18 protein-coding genes and 1 riboswitch are annotated in these 17,880 nt (G+C 23.4%); of the genes, 6 read left to right on the forward strand and 12 right to left on the reverse strand.

Annotation, left to right across the window (positions count from 1 at the left end):
• Positions 1-5 precede the first annotated feature (5 nt).
• The 4 genes from nrdF to AACK81_RS07175 all read right to left on the reverse strand — a co-directional run bounded on the left by nrdF (position 6) and on the right by AACK81_RS07175 (position 3,882).
• Positions 6-1,025 (reverse strand): class 1b ribonucleoside-diphosphate reductase subunit beta, encoded by a 1,020-nt coding sequence (nrdF, locus tag AACK81_RS07160; RefSeq protein ID WP_252319910.1) that lies wholly within the window; start codon positions 1,023-1,025, stop codon positions 6-8.
• Between the two features lie 157 nt (positions 1,026-1,182).
• Positions 1,183-1,348: riboswitch (cobalamin riboswitch) on the reverse strand.
• A 189-nt stretch (positions 1,349-1,537) separates the two neighbouring features.
• Positions 1,538-2,131, reverse strand: coding sequence for a dephospho-CoA kinase (gene coaE / locus AACK81_RS07165; RefSeq protein ID WP_338961076.1), 594 nt, complete (start codon positions 2,129-2,131; stop codon positions 1,538-1,540).
• A gap of 10 nt (positions 2,132-2,141) precedes the next feature.
• Positions 2,142-3,080: a tRNA (adenosine(37)-N6)-threonylcarbamoyltransferase complex transferase subunit TsaD gene (tsaD, locus tag AACK81_RS07170; protein WP_338961077.1), complete on the reverse strand. Its 939-nt coding sequence runs from the start codon at positions 3,078-3,080 to the stop codon at positions 2,142-2,144.
• Positions 3,055-3,882 (reverse strand): purine-nucleoside phosphorylase, encoded by an 828-nt coding sequence (locus AACK81_RS07175; RefSeq protein ID WP_286642056.1) that lies wholly within the window; start codon positions 3,880-3,882, stop codon positions 3,055-3,057. The genes tsaD and AACK81_RS07175 overlap by 26 nt, the downstream gene beginning before the upstream one ends.
• Before the next feature lie 284 nt (positions 3,883-4,166).
• Between AACK81_RS07175 and AACK81_RS07180 the strand changes: the two genes are divergently transcribed.
• The 3 genes from AACK81_RS07180 to AACK81_RS07190 all read left to right on the forward strand — a co-directional run bounded on the left by AACK81_RS07180 (position 4,167) and on the right by AACK81_RS07190 (position 5,488).
• Positions 4,167-4,391: a hypothetical protein gene (locus AACK81_RS07180; protein WP_338961078.1), complete on the forward strand. Its 225-nt coding sequence runs from the start codon at positions 4,167-4,169 to the stop codon at positions 4,389-4,391.
• A 110-nt stretch (positions 4,392-4,501) separates the two neighbouring features.
• Complete coding sequence (locus AACK81_RS07185; protein ID WP_338961079.1) at positions 4,502-4,687, forward strand: hypothetical protein; 186 nt, start codon at positions 4,502-4,504, stop codon at positions 4,685-4,687.
• 162 nt (positions 4,688-4,849) lie between these two features.
• Positions 4,850-5,488, forward strand: a complete 639-nt coding sequence (locus AACK81_RS07190) for a BspA family leucine-rich repeat surface protein (RefSeq protein ID WP_338961081.1) — start codon at positions 4,850-4,852, stop codon at positions 5,486-5,488.
• Positions 5,489-5,734: 246 nt separating this feature from the next.
• Here AACK81_RS07190 and AACK81_RS07195 read toward each other — a convergent pair whose 3' ends face one another.
• Positions 5,735-6,895 (reverse strand): Mbov_0401 family ICE element transposase-like protein, encoded by a 1,161-nt coding sequence (locus AACK81_RS07195; RefSeq protein WP_338961082.1) that lies wholly within the window; start codon positions 6,893-6,895, stop codon positions 5,735-5,737.
• Between the two features lie 73 nt (positions 6,896-6,968).
• On the opposite strand from AACK81_RS07195, the gene AACK81_RS07200 reads away from it, so the two are divergent.
• The 3 genes from AACK81_RS07200 (at position 6,969) to AACK81_RS07210 (ending at position 9,120) form a co-directional block, all read left to right on the forward strand.
• Positions 6,969-8,675 carry a hypothetical protein gene (locus AACK81_RS07200; protein ID WP_338961083.1) on the forward strand — a complete coding sequence of 569 codons (1,707 nt, stop codon included), beginning with the start codon at positions 6,969-6,971 and terminating at the stop codon, positions 8,673-8,675.
• A gap of 150 nt (positions 8,676-8,825) precedes the next feature.
• On the forward strand, positions 8,826-9,014 hold the full coding sequence (locus tag AACK81_RS07205) for a hypothetical protein (protein WP_338961085.1): 189 nt from the start codon (positions 8,826-8,828) through the stop codon (positions 9,012-9,014).
• Positions 8,974-9,120 carry a hypothetical protein gene (locus AACK81_RS07210; RefSeq protein WP_338961086.1) on the forward strand — a complete coding sequence of 49 codons (147 nt, stop codon included), beginning with the start codon at positions 8,974-8,976 and terminating at the stop codon, positions 9,118-9,120. The genes AACK81_RS07205 and AACK81_RS07210 overlap by 41 nt, the downstream gene beginning before the upstream one ends.
• On the opposite strand, the gene AACK81_RS07215 is transcribed toward AACK81_RS07210, so the two are convergent.
• The 7 genes from AACK81_RS07215 to AACK81_RS07245 are packed head-to-tail and all read right to left on the reverse strand — an operon-like array spanning position 9,117 to position 17,877.
• Complete coding sequence (locus tag AACK81_RS07215; RefSeq protein ID WP_338961087.1) at positions 9,117-11,144, reverse strand: hypothetical protein; 2,028 nt, start codon at positions 11,142-11,144, stop codon at positions 9,117-9,119. The two genes, AACK81_RS07210 and AACK81_RS07215, sit on opposite strands and share 4 nt — an antisense overlap.
• Positions 11,095-12,336 (reverse strand): hypothetical protein, encoded by a 1,242-nt coding sequence (locus AACK81_RS07220; RefSeq protein WP_338961089.1) that lies wholly within the window; start codon positions 12,334-12,336, stop codon positions 11,095-11,097. Before AACK81_RS07220 ends, AACK81_RS07215 begins: the two co-directional genes overlap by 50 nt.
• An 18-nt stretch (positions 12,337-12,354) precedes the next feature.
• Positions 12,355-12,477: a hypothetical protein gene (locus AACK81_RS07225; RefSeq protein ID WP_255495924.1), complete on the reverse strand. Its 123-nt coding sequence runs from the start codon at positions 12,475-12,477 to the stop codon at positions 12,355-12,357.
• 4 nt (positions 12,478-12,481) lie between these two features.
• Positions 12,482-14,566 carry a hypothetical protein gene (locus AACK81_RS07230; RefSeq protein WP_338961090.1) on the reverse strand — a complete coding sequence of 695 codons (2,085 nt, stop codon included), beginning with the start codon at positions 14,564-14,566 and terminating at the stop codon, positions 12,482-12,484.
• A 3-nt stretch (positions 14,567-14,569) separates the two neighbouring features.
• A complete protein-coding gene (locus AACK81_RS07235) occupies positions 14,570-16,288 on the reverse strand; it encodes a hypothetical protein (protein ID WP_338961092.1) in 1,719 nt (572 codons plus the stop codon).
• A gap of 14 nt (positions 16,289-16,302) precedes the next feature.
• Positions 16,303-17,484 (reverse strand): hypothetical protein, encoded by a 1,182-nt coding sequence (locus AACK81_RS07240; protein ID WP_338961093.1) that lies wholly within the window; start codon positions 17,482-17,484, stop codon positions 16,303-16,305.
• Between the two features lie 18 nt (positions 17,485-17,502).
• Positions 17,503-17,877, reverse strand: coding sequence for a hypothetical protein (locus AACK81_RS07245; RefSeq protein ID WP_338961095.1), 375 nt, complete (start codon positions 17,875-17,877; stop codon positions 17,503-17,505).
• Between the last annotated feature and the right edge of the window lie 3 nt (positions 17,878-17,880).

The following is a 17,880-nucleotide window of genomic DNA, read 5'->3' on the forward strand; positions in this document are numbered from 1 at the left end:
TAAAATTAAAATTCTCAATCTTCATCTTGCGTTTCTACAGTAATGCCCATTACATAAGATGAACCATTACCTGAAAAGAAATCGTGATTTTCATCAGCTCGAGCTGATAATTGATTAAAAATTTCCGGTTTAATTCTTGTTTGTTCTTCACTAAAAGGTGAATCATATCCTAAATTTTGTAAAAACTTACCAGCATTATATAAACTAAACTTAATAGCGTCTTCAGCTAAATTAAATTCTTGATATAATTCTGTCAAATATTGCTTTTCTAAATCAATTAATTTAAACAATAAATCAAATACAAATTTTTTCATTTCTTCTTGTTTTTCTTTTGGTAATTTTTCAACTTTTCTTTGATATTTATAGCCACTATAATAATTATGAATAACTTTATCACGTAAAATTAATCTAATAATATCTGAAGTATTAGGTAATTTACTACGAGCAGATAAATAAAATGGTAAATAAAAACCACCATATAATAAAAAACCTGGCATTAAAGCGGCAGCTACTTTCGATTTTAAAGGATCATCACTTGTATAATAAGGAATTAGTGCACGTGCTCTGGCTTGTAAACTTTCATTATTAATTACTCACTCATGAGCAGATTCAATCTGCTCACTAGAACATAAAGTTGAAAAAATTGTTCCGTATGATCGAGCATGAACTGCTACCATAAAAGCAAAATTTGTATAAATAACTTGTTCATGATCAGTTAAAGAATTAGGTATTTGTGCAATATCACCAACCGTTGCCTGAATTGTATCTAATAAAGTTAAACCTGTAAATGTTCTTGTTATTAACTCTTGTCATTTTGGATTTAATGTTTTTCAAGAAGTCAAGTCATTAGAAACAGGAATTTTTTCTGGTAACCAAAAATTTTGAGTAATACGATTTCAAACTTCTAAATCTTTTTCATCATTGATTACATTTCAATTTACAGATCGCATTTTTCCATTAAAATTTTTCATAATATACTCTAATGGTGACTGTGATTGTTGAAAATATTTGTTATCTTTTGCCATTTATTATTACCCCTCTACTTAATTACACAACTAAAAACATCCCCTATATTATATAAAGGATGTTGTCATTATTAAAAATTACTTTATTAAAATTACAAATATTAAAAAATAAAAGTAATTATTAAAAATAATCATTAATTCACACCCAGGAATATAATATCACTTAAAAAATTAGACCGGTCTACTGGCTTAGCTTCATTTTACTTGTTACCCTTCTCAAAGTTTTATCTTCAATGGTTTTGTAACGTTCATCAACATCACAGTTGCTGGGGCAGCAAAGAATTCTCATCTTTTTCCCGAACATCTAAAGTTCCTTGTTATTTAGTTGTATAAATATTCTACTACAAGAAAAACAATTTTGGTAATTTATAAATACATTACTATGTATTTTTTTAACCTCAACTATTTTAAAATTATTATTAATTTTTTTATTATGAAAATTTTCATTTTAATATACAAAAATAATTTAATATATTTTACTATTGTTTTTTAAAGTAAAAAAACATTAATCTTTATACTTTATTTGTTAATAATTTTTTTTCAACTTTTTGTAATTGTTTAATAAAATCATTAATAGTGCCGTTATTTTTAACAATAAAATCAATATCTTTATTTAAAATTAAATATTTTTTTTGTTGATTTAATAGTGAAATAACTTGTAAATCATTAACATTATCACGTTCTTTTATTCGTTGGATTTTTTTATCTTCCTCAGCCTCAATTAAAAGAATTTTATCAACTAATAAATTTAAATTTGCATTAAATAATACTGCACAATCAATAACAATTAATTCTTGGTGTATTTTATTACGAATAATATCTTCTTCAACAATTTTTACCATTTTTGGTCAAATAATATTTTCTAATTTACGTAAAATATGAGGGTGTTGAAACGCTTCATACCGTAATTTTATTTTATTAATTGTTTTATCACTATTAATAAAAGTATTACCGAATTCATTAATTAATGCTTTTTTTGTTTCTTTTAGTGTATAAATATGTTTAACAACTTTATCAACAAAAATAACATACGCACCTTTATTTTGAAAAAAATTTGTAGCGGTTGTCTTACCTACTCCCGCTTCACCAATAATACCAATAATCATGAGTTCACCCTTACTTATGTTCAATTTGATAACTTGCAAGAATACCAATCATTGCTGCATTATCAGTACAGTATTCTAATTTTGGAACAATTATTTTTAAATTTGGATATTTATTTTTTAAATCTAATACTGCTAATCTTAATTGCTGATTAGCACTAACTCCTCCTGATAAAACTAAAGTTTTTGGATTATGTTTTTTTAATGCTAATTCAATTTTATTAATTAACACTTGAATAACTGTTGTTTGAAAAGAAGCTGCAAAATTATTAAATTGTAACTTACCTTTTTCTTTATTTATCAAATTAGCACATGCTGATTTTAAACCACTAAAACTAAAATCTAAACTATTATCATTTTTAGGTAATGGTAATTTATAAGTTGGCTTTCCCAATTTAGCACTTCGTTCAATTTCAGGACCACCGGGATATTTTAAACCTAACATTCTTGCAACTTTATCATAACATTCACCAACAGCATCATCTAATGTTTGACCAAGTATAGTGAAATTTAAATGTTCATTTGCCAACATCAACTGTGTATGACCACCACTAACTAATAAACCAAGTACTGGAAATTCTCATTCATTATTAATTAAAGAAGCATACAAATGTCCATACAAATGATTACATGGAAGCAATGGCTTTTCTAAATAAGCAGCAATAGTTTCTGCTATAATTTTACCTACATGTAAACAACTAGCAAGACCAGGAGTATTAGTATAAGCAATAAAATCAATATCCATAATTGAAATGTTAGATTTTTCAATTGCTGTTTGTAAGACAGTAGCAATATTTTCACTATGAGCTCGTGCTGCTAATTCTGGAACAACACCACCATATTGTTGATGAAGCTTAATTTGTGAAGCAATAATATTACTTAAAACATTTTTATCTTTAATAACAGCAACACTAGTTTCATCACAACTAGTTTCTATTGCTAAGATTATCATCAATATCCTCTTCTTTATAATAAGCAACTGCTGATTCTAAAGCTAAAATCATCATTTTTTTAAAACTAGTTTCGCGTAATGTTGCTGAAATTGATTCACCGGTAATAAAAGAATCAGAAATTGTTAATAAACAAGCAGCATTTTTTTCTAAATGTTTTGCATTAGCAAATAAAGCAAAAGATTCCATTTCTACTGCTAAGCATTTGCTAATTAAAGGATTAGTTTTATAATCATTATCATTAATACGATAAAATACATCACTTGAATGAATTAAACCTGATCTTAAATTTATTTTTTCACTTACTATATACGAAGAATTTTCATTTTTTTGCTGATCAAATTCATTATCAATTTTTTGTGCCACTTTATTAATAATTTTGCTAATATTACCAACAGATTCAATTTGATTTTCATCAATATTAGCAGCATATTTAGCGAAAGTAGATTCACTATATACTTTAGTAGTATTAATAATATCATAAACTTTAACATCTTTTTGATATGAACCAGCACTACCAACACGAATAATACAGTCAACATCATAAAATTTAAATAACTCATATGAATATATACCAATTGAAGGCATACCCATACCACTAGCAGCAATAGTAATATTATATCCTTTATATTTTCCAGTAAACATTAGCATATTACGAACATTATTTACTTGTTTTCAATCTTGTAAAAAATTAGAAGCAATGAATTGAGCACGTAATGGATCGCCTGGCATAATTACTACTTTTGCAATTTGATCACGAGCAGCTTTAATATGAGCTGTTGGAATTTTTTCTTTATTTTCCATATATTCTCCTTTTTTTAAATAATAATAGTTATTATAATATATTGTTAATTTAGTAACAACATTAATATTTTTAATGACTGGTTTTTTATTTTAAAAATTAAATTTAATTTTATAACTTTTCATACTAATTAAAGAAAATAAAAAATAATCTAAAAAAGTTTAATCAACACCTTTTTAGTTTTTTTAGTATAATTTATTAAAACTAAATAATGTTTAGTTTATAAAAAACTCATTACTTTATTTTAAAGTAATGAGTTTTTATTTTAAAAAGGTGGGAAACATAAATGTTTAAAAATTTAACTAAAGGAAATAAAAAAGAAATAGAAGAATGCCAAAGAAAAATGAAAAATTCTTCTGAAAATCAAAAATATTTACAACAAAAAATATATTTTGAATGAGAAAAATTAGATAAAATAAATTGGATAACAGAAGCAGAACGAGTAGTTGAAACAAATAATATTATAAAACCATTAGAACAAAAATTACGAAAAGAAGAAAAAAATGAATAAATAATTATAAACAAATAGAAGTAATAAAAAATAGACCATATTGTCAAGAAGAAAGAAAACAACGAGAAGCATTAAAAAGTCAAGAATTTGCAAAATTAAAACATGTACGTATGAATGAACCATCTATTTATCATGATGGAACTTTTGGTATAGTTTTTGATACAGTTTTAAAAACTGGTGAAAAGTTAAAAGGTTCATGGAATGAAACTAATAAAATCAAAATTAATGAAACACCTAGTTGTTCTCAATGAGAAAGAAGGGCAAATAGCAATCCATATAGTTCTCCATTTAAATAAGTTTTTATATTTAAAAATAACTAATCTCATTAATGAGATTAGTTATTTTTTATTTCTATCATAAACTAAACACTTATTGCATTTATTTTTAAATGACTTAAAATATAATTAACTTCTTAAACTTAAGAAGTTATTGGGGAAAAACAAATAAAGGAGAACTTAATGAAAATATTAATCAAAACATTAAGTGTTTTAACGCTTGCAACAACCACAGGAAATTTAACGAGTTTCTTAAACTCAACTATACAAAAAAATAATATTACAACTAACTATATTCAAAATAAAACACAGCAAGATACAATTTACATTGATAAAGATGGAAAGCAAGTAACAACTAATCAACATTTTTTAACAGACATAGATAGTAAAGAAATCATTCAAATTGGATTTTATAAAAATGAGAAAGAAGAAATTCAAGTTGTCAGAATGCCAAAAACAATCGAAAAAGTGCCAGAACAATTACCACAAGAAATAACATCTCTATGCGATATGTTTTTTAATGCATCAAAATTTAACCAAAATATGTCAAAGTGAGACACTTCTAATATAACAAATATGGATGGCATGTTTTATGGTGCTTCAGCATTTAACCAAGAAATTCTAAATTGAAATACTTCTAAAGTAACAACTATGTGAGCTATGTTTTATGGTGCTGCATCATTTAATAAAAGTATTTGAAAATGAAATACTTCAAAAGTAACAAATATGGGTGTTATGTTTTTTAATGCTCACTCATTTAATAAAAGTATTGGGAGCGTACCGATGTTGTCAATAATATTCAAATTTGTCTTTAAATTATAGGTTTAGACGAGAATAATTTTGACTTCAATATGCAATTGTATGTTAATCTTAACACTTGAAAAATATTAGTCAATAATAATACTTAATTTTATAACTCAAAAATTCTTATTAAAATTAATTTTAATAAGTTTTTAATATGTTATAATGTAATAAAGTCCTTTAAGATAAACCGTATACCGTTATGATTACTAAGCGTATGTAAAGTACGTGGTCTCTTAGGCAAATCCCTAATTTAGGGATTTTTAATTATAATAATTGTATTACTGTATTTATTTGATAGCATTTAAAATTAACCATTTTTGTATACATATCAATGTTATAGGTTCTATCACCAATCATATGCTTTAAAATTTGTTTAATATTTGTTTCAGTAAAGCAACCAATATTTTCAACTAGTGCTTGGTTTAATACACCATCTTTTGCATTAATAAAATAACCAACTTTTAATTTTTTATATTGCAAAGTTAATGATTGTAAAAAATCAATTAATTCATAATATTGACCTTTTTCAAATAAATTTATTGCATTTTGATAGTGTAATTTAGCAATTTTATTTTTTCTTCTTCCAGCCATTATACCAAGAAATAAAACATGAAAAGCATGGAATTTATCTAAAATAAATTTAGCATTTAAAATTGTAGCAGTTTTTCTAATTCATTTTGCGCTATCTCCACAAACTACTAAATTTGCTTGTTCAAAATTTTCAAAAAATAAATTACCATATTTTTCAATTAATTTTGCAGTTTTTTCAGCACCAATTTCTGTTTTTGATACTCTTATTTTACATGCCGCTCTTTTATTAATTAATTTTCCATTTTTCTTTTTACCAGTACAAAATACTATTAATCTCATAGAACATTTTTTACAATTTTTAGTATTGTGTTTTTCATTAAACTTAAATTTTCTATGACCATCATCAATATTTATATATAAAGTTTGATTTGGTTGTAATACTATTTTAGGAATATTAACTTTTGGTAATTCAAATTTTTGATATGTTCTGCAAACTGTACTATTACTTATTAAATCTTCAATAAAAGTATCACAAACATCACGATACTTTTTATCATCAGCAAAATATTTTAAAATTTGTTTAATAACATCTGGTGCTAATTTACTATACTTTTTAACACCAAGATAGTTATCTAGCAATGAAACAAATTCCTTTTTTTGTGTTTTTGGGTTATAATGTATACAAATACGTCGTTTATAATTTAATAAACCTTTTTTTGTTTTTAATTTTCTTTTTCTAAATCTATATGATTTATATTCAGATTTATTACATGTACTTCATAAATAATCATCTATTTCTTTAAATAATTCTTCTGTTTGTTGTAAATTTAATTCATCTTGATTAAAATAGTGTTTGTCTCAATCAAAATGATTTACGAATGGTAGTTTTAACATTTTTAATGTTCCTTTCAAAATTTTGTTTGTTAATAATTTAATTGTATTGTTTATAAAAATTAGGGAGTAAAATATGGCTTTTATTAGTAGTTATGCACAACTGAATAAAAAATATAATCTTAATTTTAGTGATAATAATTATGGTTTTAGTTGAGATATTTTTAAAGCATTTGTTGGTGATGAATGAGCAGAATATTTTACTACTAATTGTTTTTATCGTTTTATACCAACAGCACGTGGAACAAGAAAAACATGAAACTGCTTAGCATTTGATTTATTTATATGTTGTAATTTTAGTGATAGTAGTGTTCAAGAAGTAAGACGCTATGAAAATACTCATAATGAAACTACAATTGGCGCTTTAATGAATGTTTGTCAAGTTTTATTAGATGAATATAATATTAATTTATTACCTAATAATCCACATGGTATTAAATGAAAAATAACTAAGGATGGTGGTTGTATTATTTTTCCTAATAATCAACAAATTGACTTTATTGGTTATACTAATGGTAATAAGATTTTTGGAAAAGAAGCAGGTGGTTCAAGTTTTTTAGGTTCAAGAACAGATGAAATTATTATGGCAGAAGAAAAAGAAACATTAACTGAAAAGCAATTAACATATCGATATGAACGTTTACAAAACTCTATGTTTAGAAGTAATCGTATTAAAGTATCAAAAGAACCTATTAAAGAATGAAGTTGAACGTTTATTGATAAAAATATATATAGTCCTAATTTTGGAAAAAAGATTACTCGCTTTTTTTATAAAAGTTTCTTTATTACTTTTACATGTAATCCTTATGATAAATATCATCCATTTTATTTAAAATACTGTACGCCATTTTTACCATTAAATGATAAAGTGATGGAAAATCTTAAAAAAAATGGCAAAATTTATTATGAAAATCAAGATATGTTTAGTGGTTTAGGTTTATTTGTTTTAAGATTTACTATTCAACCATTTTGAAATAAATTACCAGATATTCAAAAAAGAACATTATTAGAAATGAAAAAAAGTAATCCTGATGAATTTAATACTGTTTTTTATGGTTTTGAATTTTTAGATAGTGATGCAACAATTTTCCCATTTCAAAAAACTGTAAAGTGCTGACAACCATATGATTTAAAAGAATTTTATAATTCAAAAAAAGATATGTATAAATTTGATTTTTATTCAGTTGGTGTGGATTGAGCAACTGGTCATAAAGACCATACTGTATTTATAGTAGTGGGTTTTAAAGAATATAATAATACTGGTTATTATGATGCTTATATTATTTGTGAATTAGTAGTTACTCCAAATCATTTTATAAATGAAAATGAAAAAATTAATGCTTATGTTAATGAAATTTTAGGATTAATTGATAATTTTGAAAATTTTGAACAAGCAATTTATTTTTATGATGATAAAGCACGAACTGCCATTGATTGATTAAATCAAAAATTAATAGATGAACATAATACTATTTTAATCACACAAACTGCTATTAAACATGCTTCAAATTTAAATCAAGAAGCAGGATTAACTAATAGAGTAGTTTGAATGAGAAACATTATGAGTTATGGAAACTTTTATGCAAATAAAAATGATTTACCAAAGACTACTCAATGTTTAGAAGAATTACGTTATGACCAAACCAAAACTAACATTCCAGACAAAAATATGTACCAAGACCCATATGATGCTTTATTTTATGTACTGTATCCATATAAAAATGTAATTAGGGGTAAAAATAATGCTACTGTGAAAAAAAGCATCTTCACATTTGCCATATAATAAACAATTTAAATATAGTTAATAGTATAGGTATCACAAAATAAACGACTTTAATTTAGGCGTTATTTTGCATTTAAAAGCATACTTGTAAAAATAATCAAAAATAGTACAATTTATAAATAAAATCAAGGAAAAAAGGAGTAATTTAATATGAAAACATGAATAAAAACAAATTTAAGTAAAATAACATTAGCATTAGCACTAACTGGTGCAGTAAGTGGAGTAACTGGTTTAATAATTGGTTCAATATCACATCATAAAACTAATGATTTACAATATTATTTAGGACATCAGTATAATGTTTACTGGGGGGGCTGGAACAACTATATGGTCACATAAAACAAATGATAAACATAAAATAGAATTACATTTTGACATTAGACCAGAAAATAGTGATGACATAAAATGGGATGGTGTTTATCCTGAAGGATATTTTGATAATTAAATTTCTAAATTTATATAAGAAATATTTTCATTATATTTATCAAATAAATTAATATTTTGTAAGTTTATTTCTTGTTTATCAGTAATTAAAATAAAATCATAATTACCAGCACCAAATATACCGCTAATTTCAATCCGATTTAAATTATTAATCGGATTTTCTATTTGTAATTCAAATTCACTAGTATTATCAATTTGTGCAATTTCTTTATAAAATTCTAATTTAGAAAATAATTGAGATTTATTTGAACCGTATAAATTTAAAGCATTTTTAATTTTACTTTTATCAATAATTGCTCTTGTAAAGTATTTTCCATATTCACCATTACCTAATGTTCAGTCAGCAGGAATTAATGAAGGTATATTATTACTTTCTAATTCGTTTGTAATAGATAATCAATTAAATTGATTATCATCAAGTTTAAATAATTCATTTTGACTAATATCATTATTTTTTAATTTAATATTATTTATATCTATAAAATCAAAATATGCAGATTTTAATATAACTTTTACGTCTTTAAATTGTCAAGTATCATTTTCACTAGGATGTATTGGACTTGATTTTAATTCAAAATAGTATGGTAACAAAATTTTATTATCATCATTTAAACCTTTATTAATAGACATACTAGAATAAATATTATTTGATAACATAATAAATATTTGTTTAAAAATGTTAACTTGTTCTAAATTAATATAATCTGGATAATCTAATTTTCATTGTTTAAATAAATTAGTAATAACATCATCAGGTTTTTGTCCTTCAAATTTTTCTTTTAACTTTGCAATTTTATTATCCGGTTTACCATTATCTTTATAGGTAGCACCATCAAAATTTCTATTGTAGTTATATGTGTAACTTAGCATATCTAATAATAATTGTTGTAAACTATCATTAGTTGGTGCATCTTTAATTTCAATTTCAATGTCATCAAATCTATTATTAGTTACAACATATTGATAAAATTGACTTTCACCCACAAAATCTCAAACTTCTTTATCCTTTAATTCTTTTTGACTTTTTAATGGTCATTTACCACCTAAAACATTACTAAACTCATATCCTAATCAAGCATGAGTTACTCTTGCATTTTTAATAACTTCTCTTCTTGTTACAGAACCACTACTAATTTTAATTAAATCTAAAACTGATTTTTCTTGTCCAATAAATTGTTTTGCTAAATTTCAAGGTAAGATTTGTTCACTAAATCATTGTTGTAATATTCTAACTTTTGGTTGAGTTTCAATAGGCATTGATAATAGCGGAAATGCTATCTTATCTTTAACAAATAACTTTGGGTATACTTCCATATTATCAACTTCACCAAGTACCTTTATATTGCCAAAAATCATGCTTCTAGGGGCTTTAATTTTTAAACCAATAACTTTTGTATCTTTATCTAATGGTTTTTGTAATTTAATAATGATTGGATAACCATCTCTTGTTTTAAAATCTTTAATTTTAATAATAGTAATACTTTTAGTACTTCTTGTTTTTGGGTTTTGATAAGGTTGTGAATAATTATTAATAATATATAAATTATCAATATTATTTTCAGTTAATGGTTCATTAATAGACACAGCATACAATTTAAATTGATTTAATAAATTTATTTCTTGAAATATTAAATTTTTAATATCAGTCATACTATATTCAATAGTATTATCATTAATATTAGTACTTGCTCTTTGATTTAATTGCATAGTAAAGTCTGATGTTTCAACAGCAGTAGTTTTTAATACTTTTTCAATATCAATAAAACCTATTTTAATAGTATTTGCTGAAAATCTTAAACTATTATTTTCATTATTTTTAAATAAACGTTCAATTTCATAAATATATAAAGTTCTTAGTTTAAATTCATCATATGCTCTATTAATATCTGGGTCACTAGTAGCGCGCATCATATTAGTAAAGTCATAAGGAATATTATCAATTAAATAATCATTTTCTACTTCTGCTTGATTAAGTTTAGTTTGTTTCTGTGGAAACTTCGTTTGTGGTTTGTTGTTGTTTTCCATTGTTCTCTCCTATTAATTGGTTATTTTCTGGATTAAATAATTTTAACTTAACTGTTAAATTATTAATTTCTTGTTCATCATTAATATTAAATGTTTTACTATTTAATAAGTCTTTATCTAAACGTACTAATATTTGAATAAATTTAAGAATATCAATATTAAATTGTCATAATTTTTGTTCAATATAATTAATAGTTGAAATATTTACTGCTGTACTTTCGGGAACTGATTGTTGTGCTGATTTCTTTTGACTTGGTATATGAATACCACAACGTTTAAATATTTCATTAACATTTCAATCATATATATCAGTTAAATTTTTACCTTTAAAATTACTATTTGTCATATTGATATTTTCGTTTTGTTCATTATTATCTCCACCACTTTTAAATATGTAGTTTTTAGTAACTAATGTTCTTACTGCTTCTTCTAATCTTGATTGAACATTACCATAAGTTTGACTAAAAATAAACTTTGGTGAGTTTAAAATAGTATCTAAAACAATTTGTTCATAAATAACATCTAATGCTTTAATTTTATCCATTACTTTATCACAATCTGCTAATTCATTTGCTTTATTTCGCATAATTGCTATTGGTATATACTTAATATTTAGTGTTTGTTCTTGTGCTAAATTAGGGTTATTAATGAATGATTTAAAATCTAATGGAAATTGTTTTTTATTATCATTAATACTATAAATTGCACGATTAATTGTTACTTGTTCATTGTTTAACGTATAAACTTCAAATAATCTTACAGTTTGCGCATTTTGTTTATAACTATCATAAAAAATAGTACATTGAATTAATTTACCAGTAATATCATAAACTCTTTGTTGAATATCTACTACTTGAAAATATAAGTCATCATTAGCAATATAAATTAAATAACCACTAATTCCTAATTTACTTAATTTAAAAATAGAATTTCAATTTTTTCTGTAAAATTCTTGTTGAATTAAGTATTGTTTAATAGTTTCATTATTTATTTCTAATGGAGCATTATATAAATTAGCATTATTTTCTGCCACAAAATCAGTAAAATATGTCTCATGATTAAAATCATTAAAACCAAAATAATTTAAAATTGAAGCATGCGTACTTTTGTGTTTATTAGTTAAAAATTTTACTTTTTCATTTTGATTATCACTAGTATTTGTTTTATCTCTTCTAAAAAATCTACCTAACATAATATTTACCACCTTTCTTTAAAATATTTGATTAATTTTTAATATAATTTTGACAATAATAAATATAATTAAGCCAGCAGTTGCAGATGATAGAATTACTCCAATTAAACCTAAAATAATTTTTATAATTTTAAAAAACATAATATTATTCCTGTAATTCTTCTAATTTTTTAAAAATATAATCTCTACCCATACCCCACATTATTCTATTATTATAAATATTAATTTCAGTATCCGCATTAACATTATTATTTGATATTCATAAACTACTTTTTAAAACATTTGTATCTAATTGATAATAAAAATTAATTATTTGTCAACTATAATTTTTATTATTTTCTTTACTAGTATAATCACCAAAACTATAATATATTCTATAATGTGTTTTATCTTTAAATATATATTCTATATGTGTAATATTATTTTTATCTACTACGACTTTACCTACTTCTTTTCAATTTGAACCACTTGGACTGGGTTGTGGTTGTTTTTCTAATATTTCATTAATGGCTTGTAATAATTTTTTATTTTGAGTTTTTAATAATTTATATTCATTATTTTCTAATAAATCTTTACAAAGTAATGAATTTTCTTCATCATTTAATGCAATTTCATTTGTTTCAGTATTATATTTAAAATAATCATTTGAAAATTTTTTATCTTTTATTTTTTCTTTTAATTCATTAATAGCACCAGCAACAGTTTTATCAGTAGTTTCTAAATTAGGAATTTCAGTACCAATAGTATTTATAGAAAAAGCATATTTGAATTGGTCTTTATCCATTTTATTGTCTAATTTTTTATCTACTTCTTCTTTTTTATAATAATCAGATAAATTAGGAATTTTATTATTGATTTCATTAATTGCAGGAACGATTTGTTTAGAAACTGTTTGTAAAGCATCATCATTGATATTTTGCTTTTTATCTAATAAATTATTAGTTTCTAGTTTTGTGTAATAATCATGTTCAGTACTTTCTTCTGTTATAAATTCAGTTGGTGTATCTATTCCTTGATATTGATATATTTCTTCTATATCACCAATTAAATTAATTTTTCCATGTTCAGGATAGGAATTACCATCACCCCTAAATTTTTTATTTCTATTGTCATAGTAAATCGTTCCGGTATTTAAAATTCTTTTATTTTGGATTTGTTCACTATACGTCATGGAATCAACATTTAGCAATTCAAATTCATTAAAAACATTATTTAAATAAATTTTAATTACTTTATAAAATTTCATAAAGTTATTTTCTGTTAAATATTGATAACTGATTTTAATAAAATATCATTTAAATATTTCTATATTATTATTTTCAACTTTTTTTCATAAAGGACTAGTTTCAATATTAAATCAATTATTTTTAACATCATTAATATTTTCATTTGCTTTAATTAATTCAGTATTTAATTTGGTAATTTCATTTTCATTAGTAGTAATTCGTTTTTGTTGTTTAGCAGAAAAATCACAAGTTGGTGCATGTGTATAATCACCAATTTGTGGATTATTTTGTAATGCTTCGGGGGGTAATGTACCAATTTCATCAGGTCAATCTAAAATCATTGTTTCAGTTTCTTTATCATAATCAGTTGCAACATAACCTTTATTAATAAATTTACTAACAGGACCTCTATATATTTCATTTTCATTATCATCAACTAAATCATCATATAATTTAATTTGTTTTAATAATGTAAATTCTTTTTGTTGTTCAATTAATTCATCAACTTGATTTCTAGTATAAAATGCTTTTAAGTCAATTTTTTCAACATCTATTTCATCATCATTATAACTTGAAAATATTTGTTTTAATTCTGTTAGTCTTGCCCATATTTTCATTCTACTAGGTGCTAAATCTCAAACATTAATTGTAGGAATACTACTTGCACTAAATTGATTACCATTATTAAATTGAATAGTAGCATCAACATTAAATTCAATTGGTGTACGATTAAATACTCAATGTTCTACCATTACATAAACCATATCTCTTAATGTTTCTTTAATTAATTCATCTTTAAAACTATCAAAAGGAAATTTAGATAAAATAAAATTAAGATAAGCATTAATATCATTTTGAGCACGAATAGCAAATGTTTTAAATCAATCATTAGCATTTGGTCATGTTTGTATATATTGCTGTGGCGTTTCTGTAATTTTTCCAGTTAATGGATATCAGTTATTATAATTTTCAAGACTGACATCAGTTCAAAGTTTATTAATCATAATTTATCATTCCTTAAAAAATGCTTGTTTATAATGATGAGTATGTTTTTTTGTTTTTTTATGTGTTATATGTTCAATTTCTTTTTGTATTTTATTTTTACCTTTTTTTAAATTTTTCTTACTTTTTGTTACAACTTGACTATATGCAAATTTTTCTAAATGATGTAATAATCCAGTACCAAATAAAGTATTAACACTAAATTTTAAACCAACATTTTTAAATGATTTGTTAATATTTTCAATAGGATTATTAATAATATTTACTACTTTATGATAAGTTCTAATAGTTCTAAATATTTCTCTATATACTTTAAAACTATCTCTAATTACTTGTTGTACCACTGGTGGAGCAAATGCTATTGCTTTTAATCATTTATTATGATTAACTCCATAACCAATGTATCAACCACTATATCAACGATATCAATGAAATGGATGTATTTGAGTAACAAAAGTTTTTGCTTTAAGAATACTATCAACAACTGTAATTGGTTTATACTTAGGATTACAATGATAAATAGTAATTGCACATTTATCTAATGACAAAGGTTGAATTTTACAACCCATAAATACTGGTGAATTTAATGGAATTAATTGTGCGTGTTTAATTGCTCTTTTTTCTGCACTAGTAAATAAATCAGTTGCTTTTTCTTTTAATTTCTGAATTTTTTCAAATACTTGTTTTTCTAACTTTTCAAATTTTTCTTGTAATTTATATATACTTTCTCGTATTTTTTCAAAATATGGTGTATCTTTTCAAAATTTATTTAAACCTTTTTTTAAATAAAATTTAATATCAAAATATTTAAAAGTTTGATTTGCTTTTAAAACAAGTTGATGAATAACATTATTTTTAAAATTAAATTTAATAGCATTAGCACGAATTTTTTGTAAATCTAAAATTAAAGTTTTTCCATATCTATTTTCTGTATGTATTGTATGAACTAAATTTAATCAATCATGTTGATTCATTTTTAATACTTCTTTTAAATCAGTATTAAATTTTTTAAAAAAGTTATTTGCTTTTTCAATATCTTTAATTTTAAATTTAGGAGTTAATTGTGGACTTAGTTTTATTAATGTATTTTGTAATAATAAGTGTTCCATTAATTTTTCTGTTTCTAGTTTTTGAAAATTATTCTTATATTGTCTTTCAGCAACATATCCTAAATCTCGTAATACTGTTTCACGATTAGGAGTAAAACTATACTTCATTAAATAACGTTTATTACCAATAATTTTATCTGTTAAAATTTCTTTTCCACTTACTTGACTAATAATTTCTTGTAAGTTTTTTGCTTCTTTAATACCAACTTGTTCTAATGTTTTAGTTTTTTGTGCTAACTTAATAAATTTAGTTGTACGATAACCACGACTAATTTTATTAAGTCCAGCAAATGCTGGTAATATATTAAAAAAAGTATTTAATGGTGTTACATTTCCTTTTAAATAATCATAAACTTGATTAATAGTAAAATCAGTTAAAAATTCTACACCAACAGCACTAATACTAGCAATTAAATCACTTGCACCTAATCCAAGGGCTACACTTTCACTTAATCCACCAGTAAAAGGAGCAAGTGCTACTGCTATAACTTGTACACCAATCATTTCTAAAATTTCTCATCAAAAACTTTTGTTTTCTTGTTGGTTACTTGTTCTAGTATGTTTTGGTTTATTTATGTTTAAAAGTATTGCTGTACTAGTTGTACCGATTGGCATAATATTAATTTCCTTTATTTAAGAGTTATTTTAATTGGATTTGTTGTTCCTTTATAATTTAAGTCATTAACATTAGCAGTAATGGTTATATATAAGTCACCTGCTTTTTGTTTTTGATTACTTACATTAGTTTTTCCTTGTGCATCACTAAAATATTTAATAGTTGGATTTGTTAAATTAGGATTTAATGATTTAAGTTCATTAGTACTTTTTATTTGTGTATTTAATTCACTATTATTGTTATTAACATTTGCAGTAATATCAGTTGTTAAACTTGTAATTTTAGTTTTTAAATCATTTTTATCATTATTAACAATTGCACATAACATTCAGCGTGAAGTTGTTTCTTCATCTGTTATATAGGGTATTGATTCACCAGTTACTTCTCCACCAACTAAATATCTTCTTCCAACTTTACCATCAGCAATATCTTGAACATATACAACTGTATTTTGTAACATATATCTTTTCATTGCTCTTGGTGTTGCTAAAACAAAAGACATAATTTTAGTTTCATTATTATCAGTAAATGTCATATAATCATCCATTACAATTTGACATAGTACACCTTTGATGTATAAATCATTTCCATTTAATCTTAATTGTTGAGCAATTTGATTATCAGTAATTAGACCTTTATTATTGGCTAAATAAACAATAGTATCATAAAGATTATTAGTAATAAAAAAACGACAATTATTACTATTTCTTAGTTGAAATAAAGTATTTCAAGCATCTAACATTGATTTTAAATATCCTAATGGTGTTTTATCAGTAATATCTATTTTAGTTGCATATTTTGCAATTACATTTGTATCATTATTTGCTAAATAATCTGCTAAGTCATTAGCAACTTCATATTGCATTGTATTTAATAAATTTTGTCCATTTTCAGCATTTAAATCAACATTAGCAATTATTTCACCCGCAACCGCTTCTTCTTTAATTTCTTTTAAAATTTTAACAGTTTCAGCATAACTAACATCTAATCCTTTGCTTTTATCATTTCATTTTAATACTTTAATTTCTAAATTTTTTGGTTTTTTAACTATAAATTCAATTTTTGTTGAATTAACCATTTCGATAGGAAAAAAACTTGCTCATGGTGAATTTGATTGTTTATAAAATTCTATAAACTCTGGTGCTTCTACTAATTTTTCGGTATTATCTAAATTTTTATTGAATTGTATTGCCATTTTTTGATTTCCTTTCTGTTATAAATTATTATTTTTTTTATAATCCAATAATGTACTTTTTATTGAATTTTGTTGATTTGTTATTATTGTTTGTTGTTTACCACCTGTATTAATTATTTCTTTAAATACTGGTTGTTCTTTAATAATTTTTTTAATAGTTTCTTCAATTTTTGAATTTTCTAAATTATTAGTTTTAAATTTTAAAAAATCATAAAATTCAGTTTTAACTTGATATTTTTTAAATATATTAATTATTTCTTTTTCTTTAATTTCTTGATTAAGTTTATTTAACTTATTTTCTGCTTCATTAACTTTATTTTCTATTTCTTGTTGAGCATTATTTTCAGTTAAAGGTTCAGTTGTTTGTTGAACATTATCTTCATTTTCTAACATTTA

Source organism: Spiroplasma endosymbiont of Lasioglossum villosulum, from assembly GCF_964020195.1.
GTDB lineage: Bacteria > Bacillota_I > Bacilli_A > Mycoplasmatales > VBWQ01 > Spiroplasma_E > Spiroplasma_E ixodetis_A.